The 15,726-nt window shown below is 73.8% G+C and carries 14 protein-coding genes and 1 riboswitch; of the genes, 12 read left to right on the forward strand and 2 right to left on the reverse strand.

Features of this window, described 5'->3' with window-relative positions; all coding sequences use genetic code 11:
• The first annotated feature begins 9 nt into the window (after positions 1-9).
• The 11 genes from mltG (ABWK59_RS28695) (at position 10) to ABWK59_RS28745 (ending at position 12,632) form a co-directional block, all read left to right on the forward strand.
• Positions 10-1,194, forward strand: a complete 1,185-nt coding sequence (gene mltG / locus ABWK59_RS28695; protein WP_354643533.1) for an endolytic transglycosylase MltG — start codon at positions 10-12, stop codon at positions 1,192-1,194.
• Positions 1,195-1,298: 104 nt separating this feature from the next.
• Positions 1,299-3,032 carry an endolytic transglycosylase MltG gene (gene mltG, locus ABWK59_RS28700; RefSeq protein ID WP_354643534.1) on the forward strand — a complete coding sequence of 578 codons (1,734 nt, stop codon included), beginning with the start codon at positions 1,299-1,301 and terminating at the stop codon, positions 3,030-3,032.
• Positions 3,033-3,093: 61 nt separating this feature from the next.
• On the forward strand, positions 3,094-3,921 hold the full coding sequence (locus ABWK59_RS28705; RefSeq protein ID WP_354643535.1) for a shikimate dehydrogenase: 828 nt from the start codon (positions 3,094-3,096) through the stop codon (positions 3,919-3,921).
• A 287-nt stretch (positions 3,922-4,208) separates the two neighbouring features.
• The gene (gene aroC, locus ABWK59_RS28710) at positions 4,209-5,393 is read left to right on the forward strand and encodes a chorismate synthase (RefSeq protein WP_354643536.1); all 1,185 of its coding nucleotides are present in this window, start codon (positions 4,209-4,211) and stop codon (positions 5,391-5,393) included.
• Positions 5,390-5,914 carry a shikimate kinase gene (locus ABWK59_RS28715; protein ID WP_354643537.1) on the forward strand — a complete coding sequence of 175 codons (525 nt, stop codon included), beginning with the start codon at positions 5,390-5,392 and terminating at the stop codon, positions 5,912-5,914. Before aroC ends, ABWK59_RS28715 begins: the two co-directional genes overlap by 4 nt.
• Positions 5,907-6,995 carry a 3-dehydroquinate synthase gene (gene aroB / locus ABWK59_RS28720; protein WP_354643538.1) on the forward strand — a complete coding sequence of 363 codons (1,089 nt, stop codon included), beginning with the start codon at positions 5,907-5,909 and terminating at the stop codon, positions 6,993-6,995. Before ABWK59_RS28715 ends, aroB begins: the two co-directional genes overlap by 8 nt.
• Positions 6,992-7,432, forward strand: a complete 441-nt coding sequence (gene aroQ / locus ABWK59_RS28725; protein ID WP_354643539.1) for a type II 3-dehydroquinate dehydratase — start codon at positions 6,992-6,994, stop codon at positions 7,430-7,432. Before aroB ends, aroQ begins: the two co-directional genes overlap by 4 nt.
• Positions 7,433-7,533: 101 nt before the next feature.
• Positions 7,534-8,331 carry an AAA family ATPase gene (locus tag ABWK59_RS28730; RefSeq protein WP_354643540.1) on the forward strand — a complete coding sequence of 266 codons (798 nt, stop codon included), beginning with the start codon at positions 7,534-7,536 and terminating at the stop codon, positions 8,329-8,331.
• A gap of 103 nt (positions 8,332-8,434) precedes the next feature.
• Positions 8,435-9,241, forward strand: coding sequence for an Fpg/Nei family DNA glycosylase (locus ABWK59_RS28735; RefSeq protein WP_354643541.1), 807 nt, complete (start codon positions 8,435-8,437; stop codon positions 9,239-9,241).
• A 208-nt stretch (positions 9,242-9,449) separates the two neighbouring features.
• A complete protein-coding gene (locus ABWK59_RS28740) occupies positions 9,450-11,123 on the forward strand; it encodes a peptide-N4-asparagine amidase (RefSeq protein WP_354643542.1) in 1,674 nt (557 codons plus the stop codon).
• 249 nt (positions 11,124-11,372) lie between these two features.
• Positions 11,373-12,632, forward strand: a complete 1,260-nt coding sequence (locus ABWK59_RS28745) for a serine hydrolase domain-containing protein (protein WP_354643543.1) — start codon at positions 11,373-11,375, stop codon at positions 12,630-12,632.
• A 68-nt stretch (positions 12,633-12,700) separates the two neighbouring features.
• Here ABWK59_RS28745 and ABWK59_RS28750 read toward each other — a convergent pair whose 3' ends face one another.
• Together ABWK59_RS28750 and ABWK59_RS28755 are read right to left on the reverse strand one after the other, a co-directional pair.
• Positions 12,701-13,750, reverse strand: coding sequence for a phosphatidylinositol-specific phospholipase C domain-containing protein (locus tag ABWK59_RS28750; RefSeq protein WP_354643544.1), 1,050 nt, complete (start codon positions 13,748-13,750; stop codon positions 12,701-12,703).
• 177 nt (positions 13,751-13,927) lie between these two features.
• On the reverse strand, positions 13,928-14,290 hold the full coding sequence (locus tag ABWK59_RS28755) for an ArsR/SmtB family transcription factor (RefSeq protein WP_354643545.1): 363 nt from the start codon (positions 14,288-14,290) through the stop codon (positions 13,928-13,930).
• A 70-nt stretch (positions 14,291-14,360) separates the two neighbouring features.
• Positions 14,361-14,555, forward strand: a riboswitch (cobalamin riboswitch).
• Between the two features lie 28 nt (positions 14,556-14,583).
• Here ABWK59_RS28755 and ABWK59_RS28760 point away from each other — a divergent pair.
• A complete protein-coding gene (locus ABWK59_RS28760) occupies positions 14,584-15,693 on the forward strand; it encodes a HoxN/HupN/NixA family nickel/cobalt transporter (RefSeq protein ID WP_354643546.1) in 1,110 nt (369 codons plus the stop codon).
• The last annotated feature ends 33 nt before the right edge of the window (positions 15,694-15,726 follow it).

Below are 15,726 nucleotides of genomic sequence, written 5' to 3' on the forward strand. Positions count from 1 at the left end.
ACCAGCCGCGTGACCGACCCCTACACCGTTCCCGGGCTCACCCCCGGCCACCTCGGGGCGCCCGCCCCCGAGCCCGAGGGGCGTCCGCCCGGCAGGCCGTACGGGGTCCGGCCGCCCGACCCGCGCCGACTGCGCAGCGCGCTGGCCTGCTGCCTCAGTCTGCTGGCACTCGCCGGGGTGCTGGGGCTGGCCGTCCTGGCCACGGTGCTGCTCTGGCCGGAGGGCAGGCCGCCCGCGGCGGACTTCGCGGGCGGCGGGACGGCGGGCACCGTCCAGGTCTCGGTGGTGCAGGGCGCCAGCCTCACCCAGATCGGCCAGGAGCTGGTGCGGACCGGGGTGGTGGCCAGCACCCAGGCGTTCACCGAGGCGGCCGCCAAGAGCCCGGCCGGCAACCGGATCCAGCCCGGCACGTACACCCTGAAGCAGAAGCTGCCCGCGGCCTCCGCGCTGAACGTGCTGCTCGACCCGGCCAACGCCAACGCGCTGACCATCCCGGAGGGCCGGCGGGCCGCCCAGATCTTCGCCGCGGTGGACGAGCGGCTGAAGCTCGCGCCCGGCACCACCCGGGACACCGCCCGCGACCACGCCGCCGAGCTGGGACTGCCGGCCGAGGCGGCCGGCAACCCGGAGGGCTACCTCTATCCGGCCACCTACCCGGTCACCGGGGAGACCACCGCGCTCGGCCTGCTCCGGCAGATGGTGAAGGAGGCCGGGCAGAGATTCGGGGCGGATGCTGTGCGCAGGGCCGCCGCCGACAACGGGGTCGCGCCCTACCAGCTGGTCGTGGTGGCGAGCCTCGCCCAGGCCGAGGCGGACAATCCCGAGGACATGGCGAGGGTCGCCCGGGTGATCTACAACCGGCTGCGCCGCAAGATGCCGCTGCAGCTGGACTCGACCATCAACTACGCGCTCGGCCGCAACACCCTGACCACCACCGAGGCCGACACCAAGCTCGATTCGCCCTACAACACCTACCTGAACAAGGGCCTGCCGCCGACCCCGGTCGGCAATCCGGGCCGCGACGCGCTGGTCGCCGCGACCGCGCCGGCCGAGGGCGACTGGCTGTACTTCGTCACCGTCAGCCCCGGCGACACCCGTTTCACCGACAGCCCCGAGCAGCACGCGAAGAACGTCGAGGAGTTCAACCGGAACCGCGCTCAGCAGGGCTCGTCACCCGCTGCGGCCCCCCGCTGACGCCGTGTGGACTGGGCAGATGCCCCGACTGCGGTACGGTAACGTCTCCCACCGGGCGTCGCGCTAGCACGCCGGTTCGAGACATCGCAGGCGCGAGGGGATCGATGACTGATCAGAGCGGGGGCTACGGCTCCCAGGGCGACCAGCCGTGGTACCCGGGCGATCCCGCCTCCACCGGCGGCTGGCCGCAGTACGGCCAGCAGGGGTACCCGCAGCAGCAGGGCCATCAGGGCCAGTACGGCCAGCAGGCGCAGCAGCCGCAGGCCCACGCCCAGCAGCAGTACGGGCAGCAGCAGTACGGCCAGCAGGGCTACCCGCAGCAGCAGCACAACACCGGCTCCTGGCCGCAGCAGCCGATGGCGCCGCAGCAGGGCCAGTTCGGCCAGCAGCCGTACGGGCAGCAGGGGTACCCGCAGCAGCAGGGGCAGTTCGGACAGCAGACCGGGTACCAGCAGGCCGTCCCGCAGCAGCAGCCGATGCAGCAGCCCGTGCAGCAGCAGCCCGGTCAGGGGATGCCGCCGCAGCAGGCGCCGCAGCAGGCCGCCGCGCCGCGGCAGCAGCGCCGGCCCGGCGGGCCCGGCCCGGACGGGATCGACTGGGAGGCCGAGGCCGCCGCGCTGGAGTCGCCCGCCACCGAGGCCGAGGACGACTTCTGGGAGGACGACGCCGAGGAGGAGCCGGAGGAGGAGAACGGTTCCTTCTTCGGCGGCGGCGAGGAGGACAACAGCCGCGAGGCCGAGCGCAAGCGCAAGGAGAAGGGCAAGAAGGCCGGCCGCCGCAACCGCGGCGCCTGCCTGGTGGTCGCCCTGGTGATGCTCGGCGGCTTCGCCGGTGCCGGCTGGTGGGGCTACGGCTTCTACCAGGACCACTTCGGCCCCCCGCCGGACTTCGTCGGCGCGGGCACCGGCTCGGTCAACGTGGAGATCAAGCCGGGCCCGGGTGAGGCCATGGGCCGCACTCTCAAGGACGCCGGCGTGGTCAAGAGCGTCAAGGCGTTCATCACCGCCTTCGGCAAGAACTCCAAGGCCGGCAGCATCCAGCCGGGCACGTACACCCTCCGGCACGAGATGTCCGCCGAGGAGGCCGTCAAGGAGCTGGTGGACTCCAACGGCGGCAACGTCCTGATCATCTCCGAGGGCCGCAAGGCCTCCGAGATCTACGCGGCCATCGACGGCAAGCTCCAGCTGCCCAAGGGCACCACCGCCAACGTCGCCAAGGACCAGGCGGCCGGCCTCGGCCTGCCCGACTACGCCAAGGGCAACCCGGAGGGCTTCCTCTTCCCGGCGCGTTACTCCGTCACCCAGGGCATGAAGCCCGAGGAGCTGCTCAAGCAGATGGTGGCGAACTCGGTGAAGCACTACGGCGACCTCAAGCTCGACGAGGCCGCGCAGAAGATCGGCCTGCAGAACGGGTACCAGGTCATCATCGAGGCGAGCATCCTCCAGAAGGAGGGCAACGACTCGAAGGACTTCGGCAAGATCGCGCGGGTGCTGTACAACCGCCTCAACAGCAACGCCACCCAGGGCAAGCTCCAGCTCGACACCACGCTCCAGTACGAGCTGGGCAGCGTGAAGTTCACCAAGGAGCAGATGGCGGCCAAGACCCCGTACAACACGTACCAGGTCAAGGGACTGCCGCCGACGCCCATCGCCAACCCGGGTGACGACGCCATCAAGGCGGTGCTCGACCCGACGCCGGGTGACTGGGTGTACTTCGTCGCGGTCTCGCTGACCGACACCCGGTTCGCGGTCACCTTCGAGGACTTCAAGAAGGACGTCAAGGAGTACTGCGCCGCGCACGGCCAGGGCTTCGACGAGAACGCCGGCATGTGCAAGTAGCGCAGGCGGCACGGGCCTGGGCGGCCCGTGCGGCCGCGCGCGAGGAGCAAGGAGAGGGTTCGTGACCACGCAGCGCAGGGCCGCCGTGCTCGGTTCGCCGATCGCCCACTCGCTGTCGCCGGTGCTGCACCGGGCCGGCTTCGCGGCGCTCGGCCTGGCCGACTGGCGGTACGACCGCTTCGAGGTGGACGAGGCCGGGCTGCCCGGCTTCGTCGCGGATCTGGACGCCGCGGAGTGGGCCGGGCTCTCCCTCACCATGCCGCTCAAGCGCGCGATCATCCCGCTGCTCGACGAGATCAGCGACACCGCGCGGGCCGTGGACGCGGTGAACACCGTGGTGTTCGGCCCGGACGGCCGGCGCAGCGGCGACAACACCGACGTCCCCGGCCTGGTCAAGGCCCTGCGCGAGCGCGGCGTCGACCGGGTGGCGGCCGCCTCCGTGCTGGGCGCCGGCGCCACCGCCTCCTCGGCGCTGGCCGCACTGGCCCAGATCTGCGACGGCCCGGTCACCGTCCACGTCCGCAGCGCCGAACGGGCCGCCGAGATGCGGGTGCTCGGCGAGCGGCTGGGCCTCGACCTGCGGACCGCCGCCTGGGAGTCGGGCCACGAGGCGCTGGCCGCGCCGCTCACCATCTCCACCACGCCGGTCGGTGCCACCGACGGCTTCGCCGCGGCCGTCCCGGATGCGCCCGGCGCGCTCTTCGACGTGCTGTACCACCCGTGGCCGACCAAGCTGGCCGCCGCCTGCGCGGAGCGCGGGGCGACCGTGCTCGGCGGGCTGGACCTGCTGGTGCACCAGGCGGTGCTGCAGTTCGAGCGGTTCACCGGGGTCACGCCGGGGCCGCTGGCGGCGATGCGGGCGGCGGGGGAAGCGGCGCTGGAGGGGTAGGGCGTCCCGCTCCGGACCCACGTCGACGCGCTCCGGGACGGGTGGGGACCCGTCGGTCGGCGGTCCCCCGCGACCCTGGAAGGGCCGTTCGCATCCCGATGATTCCGCCGTCGGCGGGCGCCCTCGGCGGCGCGCGGCGTCCAGAATGGTGTCCGCCACGCGGACCGGCGCTCGGTCGGGCGGGTCGGCATGAAAGGATCAGGGCAGAGTGCGGGCCCGTGGCCCGCCGAGGAAACGCCCGGCCGGTCCCGCTGTCCGCGGACCGGGCCGCTGACGAAGGAGCTCTGTTGGGTAGGTTGCGCTGGCTGACGGCGGGGGAGTCGCACGGCCCCGCTCTGGTCGCGACGCTGGAGGGCCTGCCGGCAGGTGTGCCGGTCACCACCGAGATGGTGGCCGACGCGCTGGCCCGCCGCCGGCTCGGCTACGGCCGCGGCGCGCGGATGAAGTTCGAGCAGGACGAGGTCACCTTCCTCGGCGGCGTCCGGCACGGCCTCAGCATGGGCTCCCCGGTCGCGATCATGGTGGGCAACACCGAGTGGCCGAAGTGGGAGCAGGTCATGTCGGCCGACCCGGTCGACCCCGAGGTGCTCGCCGGCCTCGCCCGCAACGAGCCGCTGACCCGCCCGCGCCCCGGCCACGCCGACCTGGCGGGCATGCAGAAGTACTCCATCGAGGAGGCCCGGCCGATCCTGGAGCGGGCCAGCGCCCGCGAGACCGCCGCCCGGGTGGCGCTCGGCGTGGTCGCCCGCTCGTACCTCAAGGAGACCTGCGGCATCGAGATCGTCAGCCACGTGGTCGAGCTGGCCGCTGCCAAGGCCCCGGCCGGCGTGCTGCCGCTGCCCGCGGACGAGGCCCGCCTCGACGCCGACCCGGTGCGCTGCCTGGACGCCGACGCCTCCGAGCGGATGGTCGCCGAGATCGACCAGGCCCACAAGGACGGCGACACCCTCGGCGGCGTGGTCGAGGTGCTGGCGTACGGCGTCCCGGTCGGCCTCGGCTCGCACGTGCACTGGGACCGCCGCCTCGACGCCCGTCTCGCGGCCGCGCTGATGGGCATCCAGGCGATCAAGGGCGTGGAGGTCGGCGACGGCTTCGAGCTGGCCCGGATCCCCGGCTCCCAGGCGCACGACGAGATCGTCCCGACCCCCGAGGGCGTCAAGCGCACCTCCGGCCGCTCCGGTGGCACCGAGGGCGGTCTGTCCACCGGAGAGCTGCTGCGGGTCCGCGCCGCGATGAAGCCGATCGCCACCGTCCCGCGCGCCCTGCAGACCCTGGACGTCCGGACCGGCGAGCCCGCCAAGGCCCACCACCAGCGCTCCGACGTCTGCGCCGTCCCGGCCGCGGGCATCGTGGCCGAGGCGATGGTCGCCCTGGTGCTGGCCGACGCGGTGGCGGAGAAGTTCGGCGGCGACAACGTCTCCGAGACCCGCCGCAACGTCCGGTCCTACCTCGACCACCTGATCATCCGATGAGCATCGCGCCGGTCGTCGTGCTGGTCGGCCCGCCCGGGGCCGGCAAGAGCACGGTCGGCCGGCTGCTCGCCGAGCGCCTCGGCGTCACGTTCCGCGACACCGACGCCGACATCGAGCAGCTGGCCGGCAAGCCGATCCCGGAGATCTTCGTCGACGAGGGCGAGCCGCACTTCCGCGAGCTGGAGGTGCGGGCCGTCCGCGACGCCGCCGCGACCCACCCCGGGGTGCTGGCCCTCGGCGGCGGCGCCGTCATGGCCGACGCCACCCGGGCCCTGCTGCACGACCTCCCGGTGGTCTTCCTGGAGGTCGCGCTCGGCGACGCGGTCAAGCGGGTCGGCCTGGACGCCCCCCGCCCGCTGCTCGCCATCAACCCGCGGGCCCGCTGGCGGGAGCTGATGGAGGCCCGGCGGCCCCTCTACCTGGAGGTCGCCACCGCCGTCGTCGACACCGAGGGCCGCACGCCCGAGCAGGTCGCGGACGCCGTACTGGAAGCACTGGAGCTGAAGACCCCCCATGAGTGACACCGTCAGGATTCACGTCGGCGGCAGCGCCGGCCACGACCCGTACGACGTGCTGATCGGGCACCAGCTGCTCGGCGAGCTCGCCCCGCTGATCGGCCCGAGGGCCAGGCGGGTGGCGGTCATCCACCCCGAGGCGCTGGCCGCCACCGGCGAGGCGATCCGCGAGGACCTGGTCGCCGAGGGCTACGAGGCGATCGTCCTGCAGGTGCCCAACGCCGAGGACGCCAAGAGCGCCGAGGTGGCGGCGTACTGCTGGTCGGTGCTCGGCCAGACCGGGTTCACCCGCAGCGACGTCGTCGTGGGCCTGGGCGGCGGTGCCACCACCGACCTGGCCGGCTTCGTGGCGGCCACCTGGCTGCGCGGGGTGCGCTGGATCTCGATGCCCACCACCCTGCTCGGCATGGTGGACGCCGCGGTCGGCGGCAAGACCGGCATCAACATCCCCGAGGGCAAGAACATGGTCGGGGCCTTCCACCCCCCGGCGGGCGTGCTGGCCGACCTCGGCACCCTGGAGACCCTGGGCAAGCACGACTACGTCTCCGGCCTGGCCGAGGTGATCAAGGCCGGCTTCATCGCCGACCCGGCCATCCTCGACCTGGTGGAGGCGGACCCGGAGGGTGCCACCACCCCCGCCGGGCCGCACACCCTGGAGCTGATCCGCCGCGCCATCCAGGTCAAGGCCGACGTGGTCTCCGGCGACCTCAAGGAGGCCGGCCGCCGGGAGATCCTCAACTACGGCCACACCCTCGGCCACGCCATCGAGCGCAACGAGCGCTACAAGTGGCGGCACGGCGCCGCGATCTCCATCGGCATGGTGTTCGCCGCCGAGCTCGGCCGCCTCGCCGGCCGGCTGGACGACGAGACCGCCGACCGGCACCGGTCCGTGCTGGCCTCGGTCGGCCTCCCGCTGACCTACCGGGCGGACGCCTGGCCGCGGCTGCTGGACGCCATGAAGATCGACAAGAAGTCCCGCGGCGACCTGCTGCGCTTCGTGGTCCTGGACGGCCTCGGCAAGACCTCCATCCTGGAGGGCCCGGACCCGTCCCTGCTGGTCGCCGCGTACGCGGAGGTCTCCGGATGACCCGGGTCATGGTGCTCAACGGCCCCAATCTGGGCCGGCTGGGCAGCCGTGAGCCGGACGTCTACGGCGCCACCTCCTACGCCGGGCTGGTCGAGCGCTGCGGCAGGCTCGGCGAGGAGCTGGGGCTCACCGTGGAGGTCCACGAGACCAACTCCGAGCAGCAGATGGTGGAGTGGCTGCACGAGGCGGCCGACGGCGGCGTCCCGGTCGTGATCAACCCCGGTGCGTTCACGCACTACTCGTACGCGATGCGCGACGCCGCCGCCCAGCGGACCGCGCCGCTGATCGAGGTGCACATCTCCAACCCGTACGCGCGGGAGGTGTTCCGGCACACCTCGGTGATCGCCGCCGTCGCCTCCGGCACCATCGCCGGCTTCGGGATCGGCTCGTACGAGCTGGCGCTGCGCGCCCTCGCGGAGCAGCTCACCACCCGCTGACGCGGGGTCATCCCCCGGCTGACGTGGGATCATCGGCCCGGAGGCGGACTGTGCCCGCCACCGGGCCGACGTGTAGTGTCGTCTCCGCTCGGGAGGTGACGATGTCGCAGCAGTTCGCAGGGGGAGGACCGGTGCCTCCGCACCCGACGGCGCCGCCGTACCCGCTCCACCAGGCGGCCGGGCGGGCGCCGTACCCGCCGCAGCCCGTCCGCCGGGACCGGCCGACGGTGCCGCTCAAGGTGGTGCCCCCGCCGGGGCCCGCCGGGGCCGCGACCGGCCACTTCACGCTGCCGATCGGCGCGCCGGTCCAGCTGCCCGCGCACCAGGCCCTGCAGCCGGTGCACACCGGGCCGATCGCCGTCCTGCTGATCGGGCCGGCCGGCGCCGGCAAGACCACCGTCGCCCGGCACTGGGCCGAGCGCCGGCCCACCCCCACCGCGCACATCAGCCTGGACGACGTCCGGGAATGGGTGCAGGCAGGCTTCGCCAACCCGCAGTCCGGGTGGAACACCGCCTCCGAGGCCCAGTACCGGCTGGCCCGGCGCACCTGCGGGTTCGCCTGCCGCAACTACCTCGCCAACGGGATCTCCTGCATCATCGACGACGCGGTCTTCCCGGACCGGCCGGCGATCGGGCTGGGCGGGTGGAAGCGGCACATCGGTCCGGGGATGATCCCGGTGGTGCTGCTGCCGGGGCTGGACTCGGTGCTGGCCCGGAACGCGCGGCGCAGCGGCAACCGGCGGCTCAGCGACGAGGAGGTCGCCCGCATCCACGGGCGGATGGCGGGCTGGCGGACCTCGGGGCTGCCGATCATCGACAACTCCCAGCTGGACGTCACCGCCACGGCGGCGGCCCTGGACCACGCCATCCACTCACGGCTGACCGCAGCGGGCGGGTGACCTGCGGGGCGCTCCTGGTGGTTGCCCGGTTGCGGGCTCGGGGTGTCGGTGGTGGCTGGGATGATGGGGGAAGTCGAACGGACCTCATGAGGAGCTGACGCCCGTGCCCGAGGGCCACATCATCCACCGGCTGGCCGCTGAGAACGCCACGACCTTCGGCAGCCGACCGGTCCGCGTGACCAGCCCGCAGGGCCGCTTCGCCGAGGGCGCCGCCCTGATCGACGGCCGCACCCTGGACGGGGCGGAGGCCCACGGCAAGCACCTGTTCCTGGGCTTCGGCGAGTCCTGGGTCCACATCCACCTCGGCCTCTACGGCGGCTTCACCTTCGGCGCCGGCCAGGCCCCCGCCCCGGTCGGCCAGATCCGCCTGCGCCTGGAGACGGAGGAGGCGTACGCGGACCTCCGCGCCCCGAACACGTGCGAGCTGCTGACCCCGGGCGAGAAGGCGGCGGTGCACCGCCGCCTCGGCCCGGACCCGCTCCGCGCCGACGCCGTCCCGAACGAGGCGTGGCACCGGATAGCCGCCAGCGGCACGACCGTGGGCGCCCTGCTGATGGACCAGAAGGTGCTGGCCGGCGTCGGCAACGTGTACCGGGCGGAGGTGCTGTTCCGGCTCGGGATCAGCCCGCACCGGGCGGGCCGCGACCTGACCCGTACCGAGTGGGACGCGATCTGGGCGGACCTGGTGGCCCTGATGCGCGAGGGCGTCGGGGTGGGCCGGATCGACACCGTCCGGCCCGAGCACACCCCCGAGGCCATGAACCGTCCGCCGCGGGTGGACGACCACGGCGGCGAGGTGTACGTGTACCGCCGGGCCGACCAGCCGTGCCACGTCTGCGGCACCGGGGTCCGCACGGAGACCATGGCCTCCCGGAACCTCTTCTGGTGCCCCACCTGCCAGCAGCGCTGACTCTGCTCCCGGTGCGTCCTCGCGCCGTTCGGCCGGCTGGTGGTCGACAGCGGTGCGGGCGGCGCGCTGGACGCCGGGGCGGTGCTCCGCGGGATGCACACAGGGTGGTGCTGCTGCCCTGACGGGCCGTCGGCGGCCATATTGACGAAGGCATGTCACCGACGGAAGGATCGCGGATCGTCCCCGCCGCCCGACGAGAGGCAGAGCCGTGACCGCCCCATCCCTGTTCCGACGAGCGGGACGGCTGCTCGGCGCGGCTGTCCTCGCCTTCACCGCCGCCCTCGGCGCCGCCGCCCCCGCGCATGCCGACTTCGGCACCGACTACCACGACCCGTTCACCGCCGAGAAGCCGCTGACGAGGCCCGACACCCGGTCCTGCACGGTGGAGGTGATGCACGACCAGCCCTTCCGCAGCGGTTACGGCAACCCGCCCGACACCCCGTACGGCAGCACCCTCACCCCGCCCGCCGACTGCCCCGGGCCCTGGTCCGCCGTGGTGATGGACCTGCACGGGCAGGTGGCGGGCCGCCAGTTCGACCGGCTGTTCAGCGTCCGGCTCGGCGGGGTGCAGGTGCTGCTCTCCTCCACCCCCGAGCCCTCCGCGGACGGCATCGAGTGGCGGGTCGAGCGGGACGTCACCCGGTACGCGCCGCTGCTGGCGGGTCCGCAGCCGTTCTCCTTCGACCTCGCCAACGTGGTGGACGGCACCTACACCGGGGTCTTCCGGATCTCGGCGAGCTTCACCTTCTCCACCGCCTCCTCCCGCTGGCCCGCCGCCCGCACCGCGGACCGGGTGCTCACCACCGGACCGTTCGGCCTGACCCAGGCCGCCCCCGCGACCGACCGGGAGCTGGCCTTCCCGCGGAACCTGGAACGCCTCACCGCCGAGGTCTACACCCGCGGCGGCGGCGCCTGCGAGGAGTTCGCGTACGCCTCCGCCCCGGACGCCTTCGTCCGCGACAACCCCGGCCTCGGCTGGTGCGGCAAGGGACCGTTCCGCGAGCTGCGGCTCACCGTGGACGGCCGCACGGCCGGCGCGGTCTGGCCGTACCCGGTGATCTACACCGGCGGCTGGGACCCGCTGCTGTGGCGCCCGACCCCCGGCATCTTCGCCTTCGACCTGCCCGCCTACCGGCTCGACCTCACCCCCTACGTCGGGCTGCTGCTCGACGGGCGCCCGCACCGGATCGGCCTCGCCGTCAACGCCGCCGAGAACCAGAGCAACGACCTGTGGACCGGCCAGGTGAACCTCTTCGCCACCGTGGACCACGGCTCCGCCCGGACCTCGGGCGCGCTCACCGAGCACCGGGTCGCCCCCGAGGCGGCCGTCACCACCGTGCTCGCCGACCACGGCGGCGGGAGCGGCGACTGGACGGTCGCCGCCGCCCGCCACGACCTCGCCCGCGGCTGGGTGCAGACCTCGCACGGCCGGGTCAGCACCGAGGTCCGCGACGACCTGTCCTTCGGCTCGGACCAGCGCCTGCGGGACGGCGGCAACGACCTGGTGCTGCACAACCGCACCGACCTGGTCCGCGTCAGCGAGACCTGGGGCGGCGGCGCGCCCCGGCAGGTGCGGACCGTCCGCGAGGGCGAGCCGCTGGACGTGACCTACCGCTCCACCCGGGACGGCGCGAACACCGACCAGACCACCGCGATGGAACTCGGCTACCACCGGGACGCCCTGACCACGGCCGGCGGACGGGTCGTCGAGCGGGAGAGCGTGGACCACGTCCTCAAGCCGAGCGCCCACCGGCACGACGGTGACCGCACGGTCCGCACGGGCGCCTCCTGGGAGGACTACCGCGCCGCCGGCACGGCCGGGGCCTACCACCGGACGGTCCGCACGGTGGACGGGTGGCCGGTGGAGGACACCCGGTCGTAGCGCCCGTCGCAGGACCGGCACACCACCTTCGAGGGCGCGCGACCCGGCGCGCGCCCCCGAGACGCACCACAGGGGACCGGCACCTGAGGGGGAGCCGGATCCGGTCACGGGTAGGGAATGAGGAGGAGGGGTGGTCCGCCGGGCGGGGGAGGGGGGAACGGGTCGTGCGGATGAGGTGGCCCCGGGGGCCGCGGTGTGAGGCTGGGCGCAGGACCGGCGGGGGCCGGTCCGAGGAGGGACTGCACAAGCATGACCGACAACGCGTCAACCCGGGTCCGCCGTACCGCCGTTCGGGTGGCAGCCGCGCTGCTCGCCGGCACCACCGTGCTGGCCGTGGCACCCGCCGCCTGGGCGACGGGGGCTCCCGTGGACCGGCCGGCCGCAGCTGAGGAGGCGCGGCCGGACGGTGCCGCGCTGCGCAAGGCGCTGGACGCCCTGGTGTCCGAGGGCGGCTCCTCGGCGGCGCTGGGCGAGGTCCGCGACCACGGCCGGGTGGTCTGGCGCGGCGCCGCCGGTACCGGCGACCTGGACACCGGGTCACCGGCCCGCGCCGACGGCCGGTTCCGGATCGGCAGCGTCACCAAGACCTTCGTCTCCACCGTCGTCCTCCAGCTGGTCGGCGAGGGCCGGGTCGGGCTGGACGACCCGGTCGAGCGCTACCTGCCCGGCGCCGTCCGAGGCGGCGACACCATCACCGTCCGGCAGCTGCTCAACCACACCAGCGGCCTGTACAGCTACACCGACGAGCCGGGCTTCTTCTTCGAGGACGAGGCCACCCTGCGCAGCTGGCTGGACGAACGCCGCTGGACCACCTACCGGCCGCAGCAGCTGGTGGACATCGCCAACCGGCACGAGCCGTACTTCCCGCCCGGCCAGGGCTGGCGCTACTCCAACACCAACTACGTGCTGGCCGGCATGCTGGTCGAGAAGGTCACCGGCCGCTCCTGGAACCAGGAGGTCGAGCGCCGGATCATCCGCCCCCTCGGCCTCGCGCACACCTCGATGCCGGACACCGCCACCACCGTCCCCGGCGTTCACGCCCACGGCTACCTCAAGCTGCCCTCCGGCGGCCGGGCGGACGTCACCGAGCTCAACCCGACCATGGCCGGATCCGCCGGGGCCGGCATCTCCACCACCGACGACCTGGCCCGGTTCAACGCCGCGCTGCTCGGCGGGCGGCTGCTGCGCCCGGCCCAGCTGGCCGAGATGAAGACCACCGTCGACGTGGGCCAGGGCTTCGGCTACGGGCTCGGCCTGATGAAGTACCCGGCGCCGTGCGGGGAGTTCTGGGGCCACGGCGGCGGCATCCCCGGCTACGAGACCATGATCCTGGGAGATGCGCAGGGCCGCCGCCAGGTGGCGCTGTCGCAGAACCCGTTCGAGGAGGCCGCCCCGGAGACCGGGCAGCGAGTCACCAACGCCTTCCTCCTCGGCGCGGCCTGCCCGGGCAGCGGGACCGGCGGCGCCCAGGTGCCGCAGCTGGGGGAGAACCCGGCGAGCCTGCGCTGAGGCTTGTCAGAGGAGGCGCCCGGCCTCCGGACCCCGAGGGGTGGGAGGCCGGGCGCCCCGGCGCCGGGTCAGCCGCGCGGCAGGACCAGCGACTGCACCTCGGGCAGTCTGCGCCAGTCGCTGGTGGCGATGCTGGCGTGGGCGGAGGCCAGCTGGGTCACCCGGGCGCGGGCCTGGTCGGCCGTCGGCTCGGTGCCGCTGATCGCGGGCGCCACGTTCTGGGCGTCCGTCATCACCAGCAGCAGGTGGCGGCTGTCGTACCAGGCCGGGTCCACCCCGCCGCCGACGTAGGCGGAGGCGTCGCCGTCGAAGACCGCGAACCAGGGCCGGATCCCGGCGTCGGCGTACTTGGTGCGCGGGTCGCCGGCGGCGGCGCCGTGCACGGCCGGGAACACCTGCGCCTCGCCGATCCGCCCGGCGGCGGCGAGGTCGCGCAGGTGGCGCCCGTACTCGACGTCGGTGTGCAGGGTGTCGAACGGGTTCTGCTCCTCGAAGGTGCCCGGGATGACGTACAGCAGCACCTTGCCGGCCAGCGCCGACCGCTTGGGCCAGTTGCCGGCCCGGGCGGCCTCGTCCAGGGTGGCGTACGCGCCGCCGCCGGGCTTGGCGAGCAGGTCGGCCGGGCGCAGGACGGCGCTGCCGAGGTGGCCGGCGATCAGGGCGTCCAGCTGCGCCGGGCCCATCCCGCGGTTGGCCGCGAAGCCGCCCTTGAGCTCCAACTTCACCACCAGCGGACCGGCCGCCGGGTGGGCGCCGAGCCAGACCCGGACGTCGTCGAGGCAGTGCTCCAGGTTCTTGTTGGCGCCGCCGCCGTACAGCTGTGCCGGGGTGGAGGCGGCGACGCAGTTGTTCTTGTTGCCGAGCGGGTTGGAGTGGCTGACCTTCCACTCCTTGGTGACGGTGTCCGTCCAGGCGTCCAGCTCGATCAGGCCGGTGCCGGTGTCGAGGGCCTGGGCGAGGTAGGAGAAGGCGCCCGGGTCGTACGCGTTGTGCAGGCCGACGGTGGTGGCGGAGCCGAAGGGGAGGTCCCCGGGGCCGGCGGCGGTGGCCTGCGGTCCGGGGACCAGGGCGGCGGCGAGCGCTATCAGGCCGGCGGCGGTGGCGCGGCGGAGGGTCAAAGCTGTCTCCTCGTCAGACGGACGGACGGCCGGGGTAGCCGGTCGAAGGCAGCATGGCGCATCGAAGCCGCTTCAGGTGACATGACAAGAAAACTCCGGGCCGCCGCCGAGTGACCGTCAGGTCGCGCCCGGGCCCGCCGTCGTGGCCCGCCGCGCGGCGGCCCGGTGCGCCCGGGCTCAGTCCCGGTGGCCGAGCACCCCGTGCGCCAGCACCTCGGCGACCGCGGTGTCCACCAGCCGGTAGCGGACCACCCGGCCGTCCCGCTCGCCCGCCACCAGCCCGGCCGCCCGCAGCAGGCGCAGCGCCTGGGACACCGCGGGGTCGCGCATGCCGGTGGCCACGGCGAGGTCGGTGACCGCGAGCGGCCCGGTCTCGTGCAGGGCGAGCAGCAGGGAGAGCCGGCCGGGGTCGGCGAGCAGGGAGAAGCGCTCGGCCCAGGCCCGGACGTGCTCGGCGTCGCCGATCGCGGCGATCGCCTCGCAGACCCGGTGCCCGTCGATGGTGCGGTGGGCGGCGCGTTCGGCGGGGACGAGGTGCATGCCCGGCATTCTCCCAGGTGGCGTCCGGCGTGATCTGCAACACCTGCGCAGGTGCGCAGACTTGCAGCTGTGGCCGCGTCAGCTCTACGGTGGGTCGGCCGTGGTGCTCGGGAATTCCAGTGTGAAGCTGGAGCGGCCCTCGCCACTGTGATCGGGGAGCCGTCCCAACCCACGGCGCCACTGGACCGTCAGCGGTCCGGGAAGGCGGGTGCGGGCGCAGACCACCCCGTCAGCCAGGAGACCGGCCGCGGCATCTCACGAAGTGATCCACGAGGTGCTGGAGCGTGAACCGGATGACCCTGCCCGCAGAGACCGCGGACACCGCCGCCGAGCCGGCGGTCCTGCCGTCGTTCCGCTGGCGGCGCGAGGACACCGTCCGCACGGCCGGACTGATGGGCGTGATCGCGGCCATGCACGTGGTCGCCTTCGGCACCCTGTTCCTGCTGGTGGTCCCGGAGAAGTACGAGGTCGGGACGCAGGTCTTCGGCGTCGGCCTGGGCATCACCGCGTACACCCTGGGCATGCGGCACGCCTTCGACGCCGACCACATCGCGGTGATCGACAACACCACCCGCAAGCTGATGGCGGACGGCCGGCGCCCGGTCTCGGTGGGCTTCTGGTTCGCCCTCGGCCACTCGTCGATGGTGGTGCTGATGGCCGCCCTGGTGGCCGGCGGCGCCCAGCTGGCGGGCGTGCTGATGGACGAGGACTCCACCGCCCACCAGGTGCTCGGCACCATCGGCGTCACCGCCTCCGGGGCCTTCCTGTACCTGATCGCGGCGCTCAACCTGGCCGCGCTGCTGGGCATCCTGCGGGTGTTCCGGGCGATGCGGGCCGGCCGGTTCGACGAGAAGGAGCTGGAAGCCCACCTGGACGCGCGCGGGCTGATGGCCCGGATCCTGAACCGCGCCACCCGCTCGATCACCCGGCCCGGCCAGATGTACCCGGTCGGCATGATCCTCGGCCTGGGCTTCGACACCGCCACCGAGGTCACCCTGATGGTGATGGCCGGCTCGGGCGCGGCGGCCGGCCTGCCCTGGTACGCCATCCTCTGCCTGCCGCTGCTGTTCGCCTCGGGCATGAGCCTGTTCGACACCCTCGACGGCACCTTCATGAACTTCGCCTACCAGTGGGCCTTCTCCAACCCGGTCCGCAAGGTCTTCTACAACCTGGCGGTCACCGGCCTGTCCATCGCGGTCGCCTTCGTGATCGGCACCATCGAGCTGGTCGGCGTGCTGCACGAGAAGCTCGGCCTGACCGACCCGGTGAGCGGCTGGATCGCCGGCCTCAGCCTGGACAACGTGGGCTTCGTGATCGTCGGGCTGTTCGTGCTGGTGTGGGCGGCGGCGGTCGGGTACTGGCGGATCGCCAAGGTCGAGCAGCGCTGGGCACCGGCCGACTGACCGGCGCGCCCACCCAAGCGGCCGGTGCCGGGC

Origin of the sequence: Kitasatospora sp. HUAS MG31, assembly GCF_040571325.1 — a bacterium.
GTDB lineage: Bacteria > Actinomycetota > Actinomycetes > Streptomycetales > Streptomycetaceae > Kitasatospora > Kitasatospora camelliae.

Excerpts from the sequence above, each read along its gene's own strand:
- mltG (WP_354643534.1), top strand. The coding sequence starts at position 1,299 with ATGACTGATCAGAGCGGGGGCTACGGCTCCCAGGGCGACCAGCCGTGG.
- ABWK59_RS28745 (WP_354643543.1), top strand. The coding sequence starts at position 11,373 with ATGACCGACAACGCGTCAACCCGGGTCCGCCGTACCGCCGTTCGGGTG.
- aroQ (WP_354643539.1), top strand. The coding sequence starts at position 6,992 with ATGACCCGGGTCATGGTGCTCAACGGCCCCAATCTGGGCCGGCTGGGC.
- ABWK59_RS28755 (WP_354643545.1), bottom strand. The coding sequence starts at position 14,290 with ATGCACCTCGTCCCCGCCGAACGCGCCGCCCACCGCACCATCGACGGG.
- ABWK59_RS28760 (WP_354643546.1), top strand. The coding sequence starts at position 14,584 with ATGACCCTGCCCGCAGAGACCGCGGACACCGCCGCCGAGCCGGCGGTC.
- ABWK59_RS28715 (WP_354643537.1), top strand. The coding sequence starts at position 5,390 with ATGAGCATCGCGCCGGTCGTCGTGCTGGTCGGCCCGCCCGGGGCCGGC.
- ABWK59_RS28730 (WP_354643540.1), top strand. The coding sequence starts at position 7,534 with ATGTCGCAGCAGTTCGCAGGGGGAGGACCGGTGCCTCCGCACCCGACG.
- aroB (WP_354643538.1), top strand. The coding sequence starts at position 5,907 with ATGAGTGACACCGTCAGGATTCACGTCGGCGGCAGCGCCGGCCACGAC.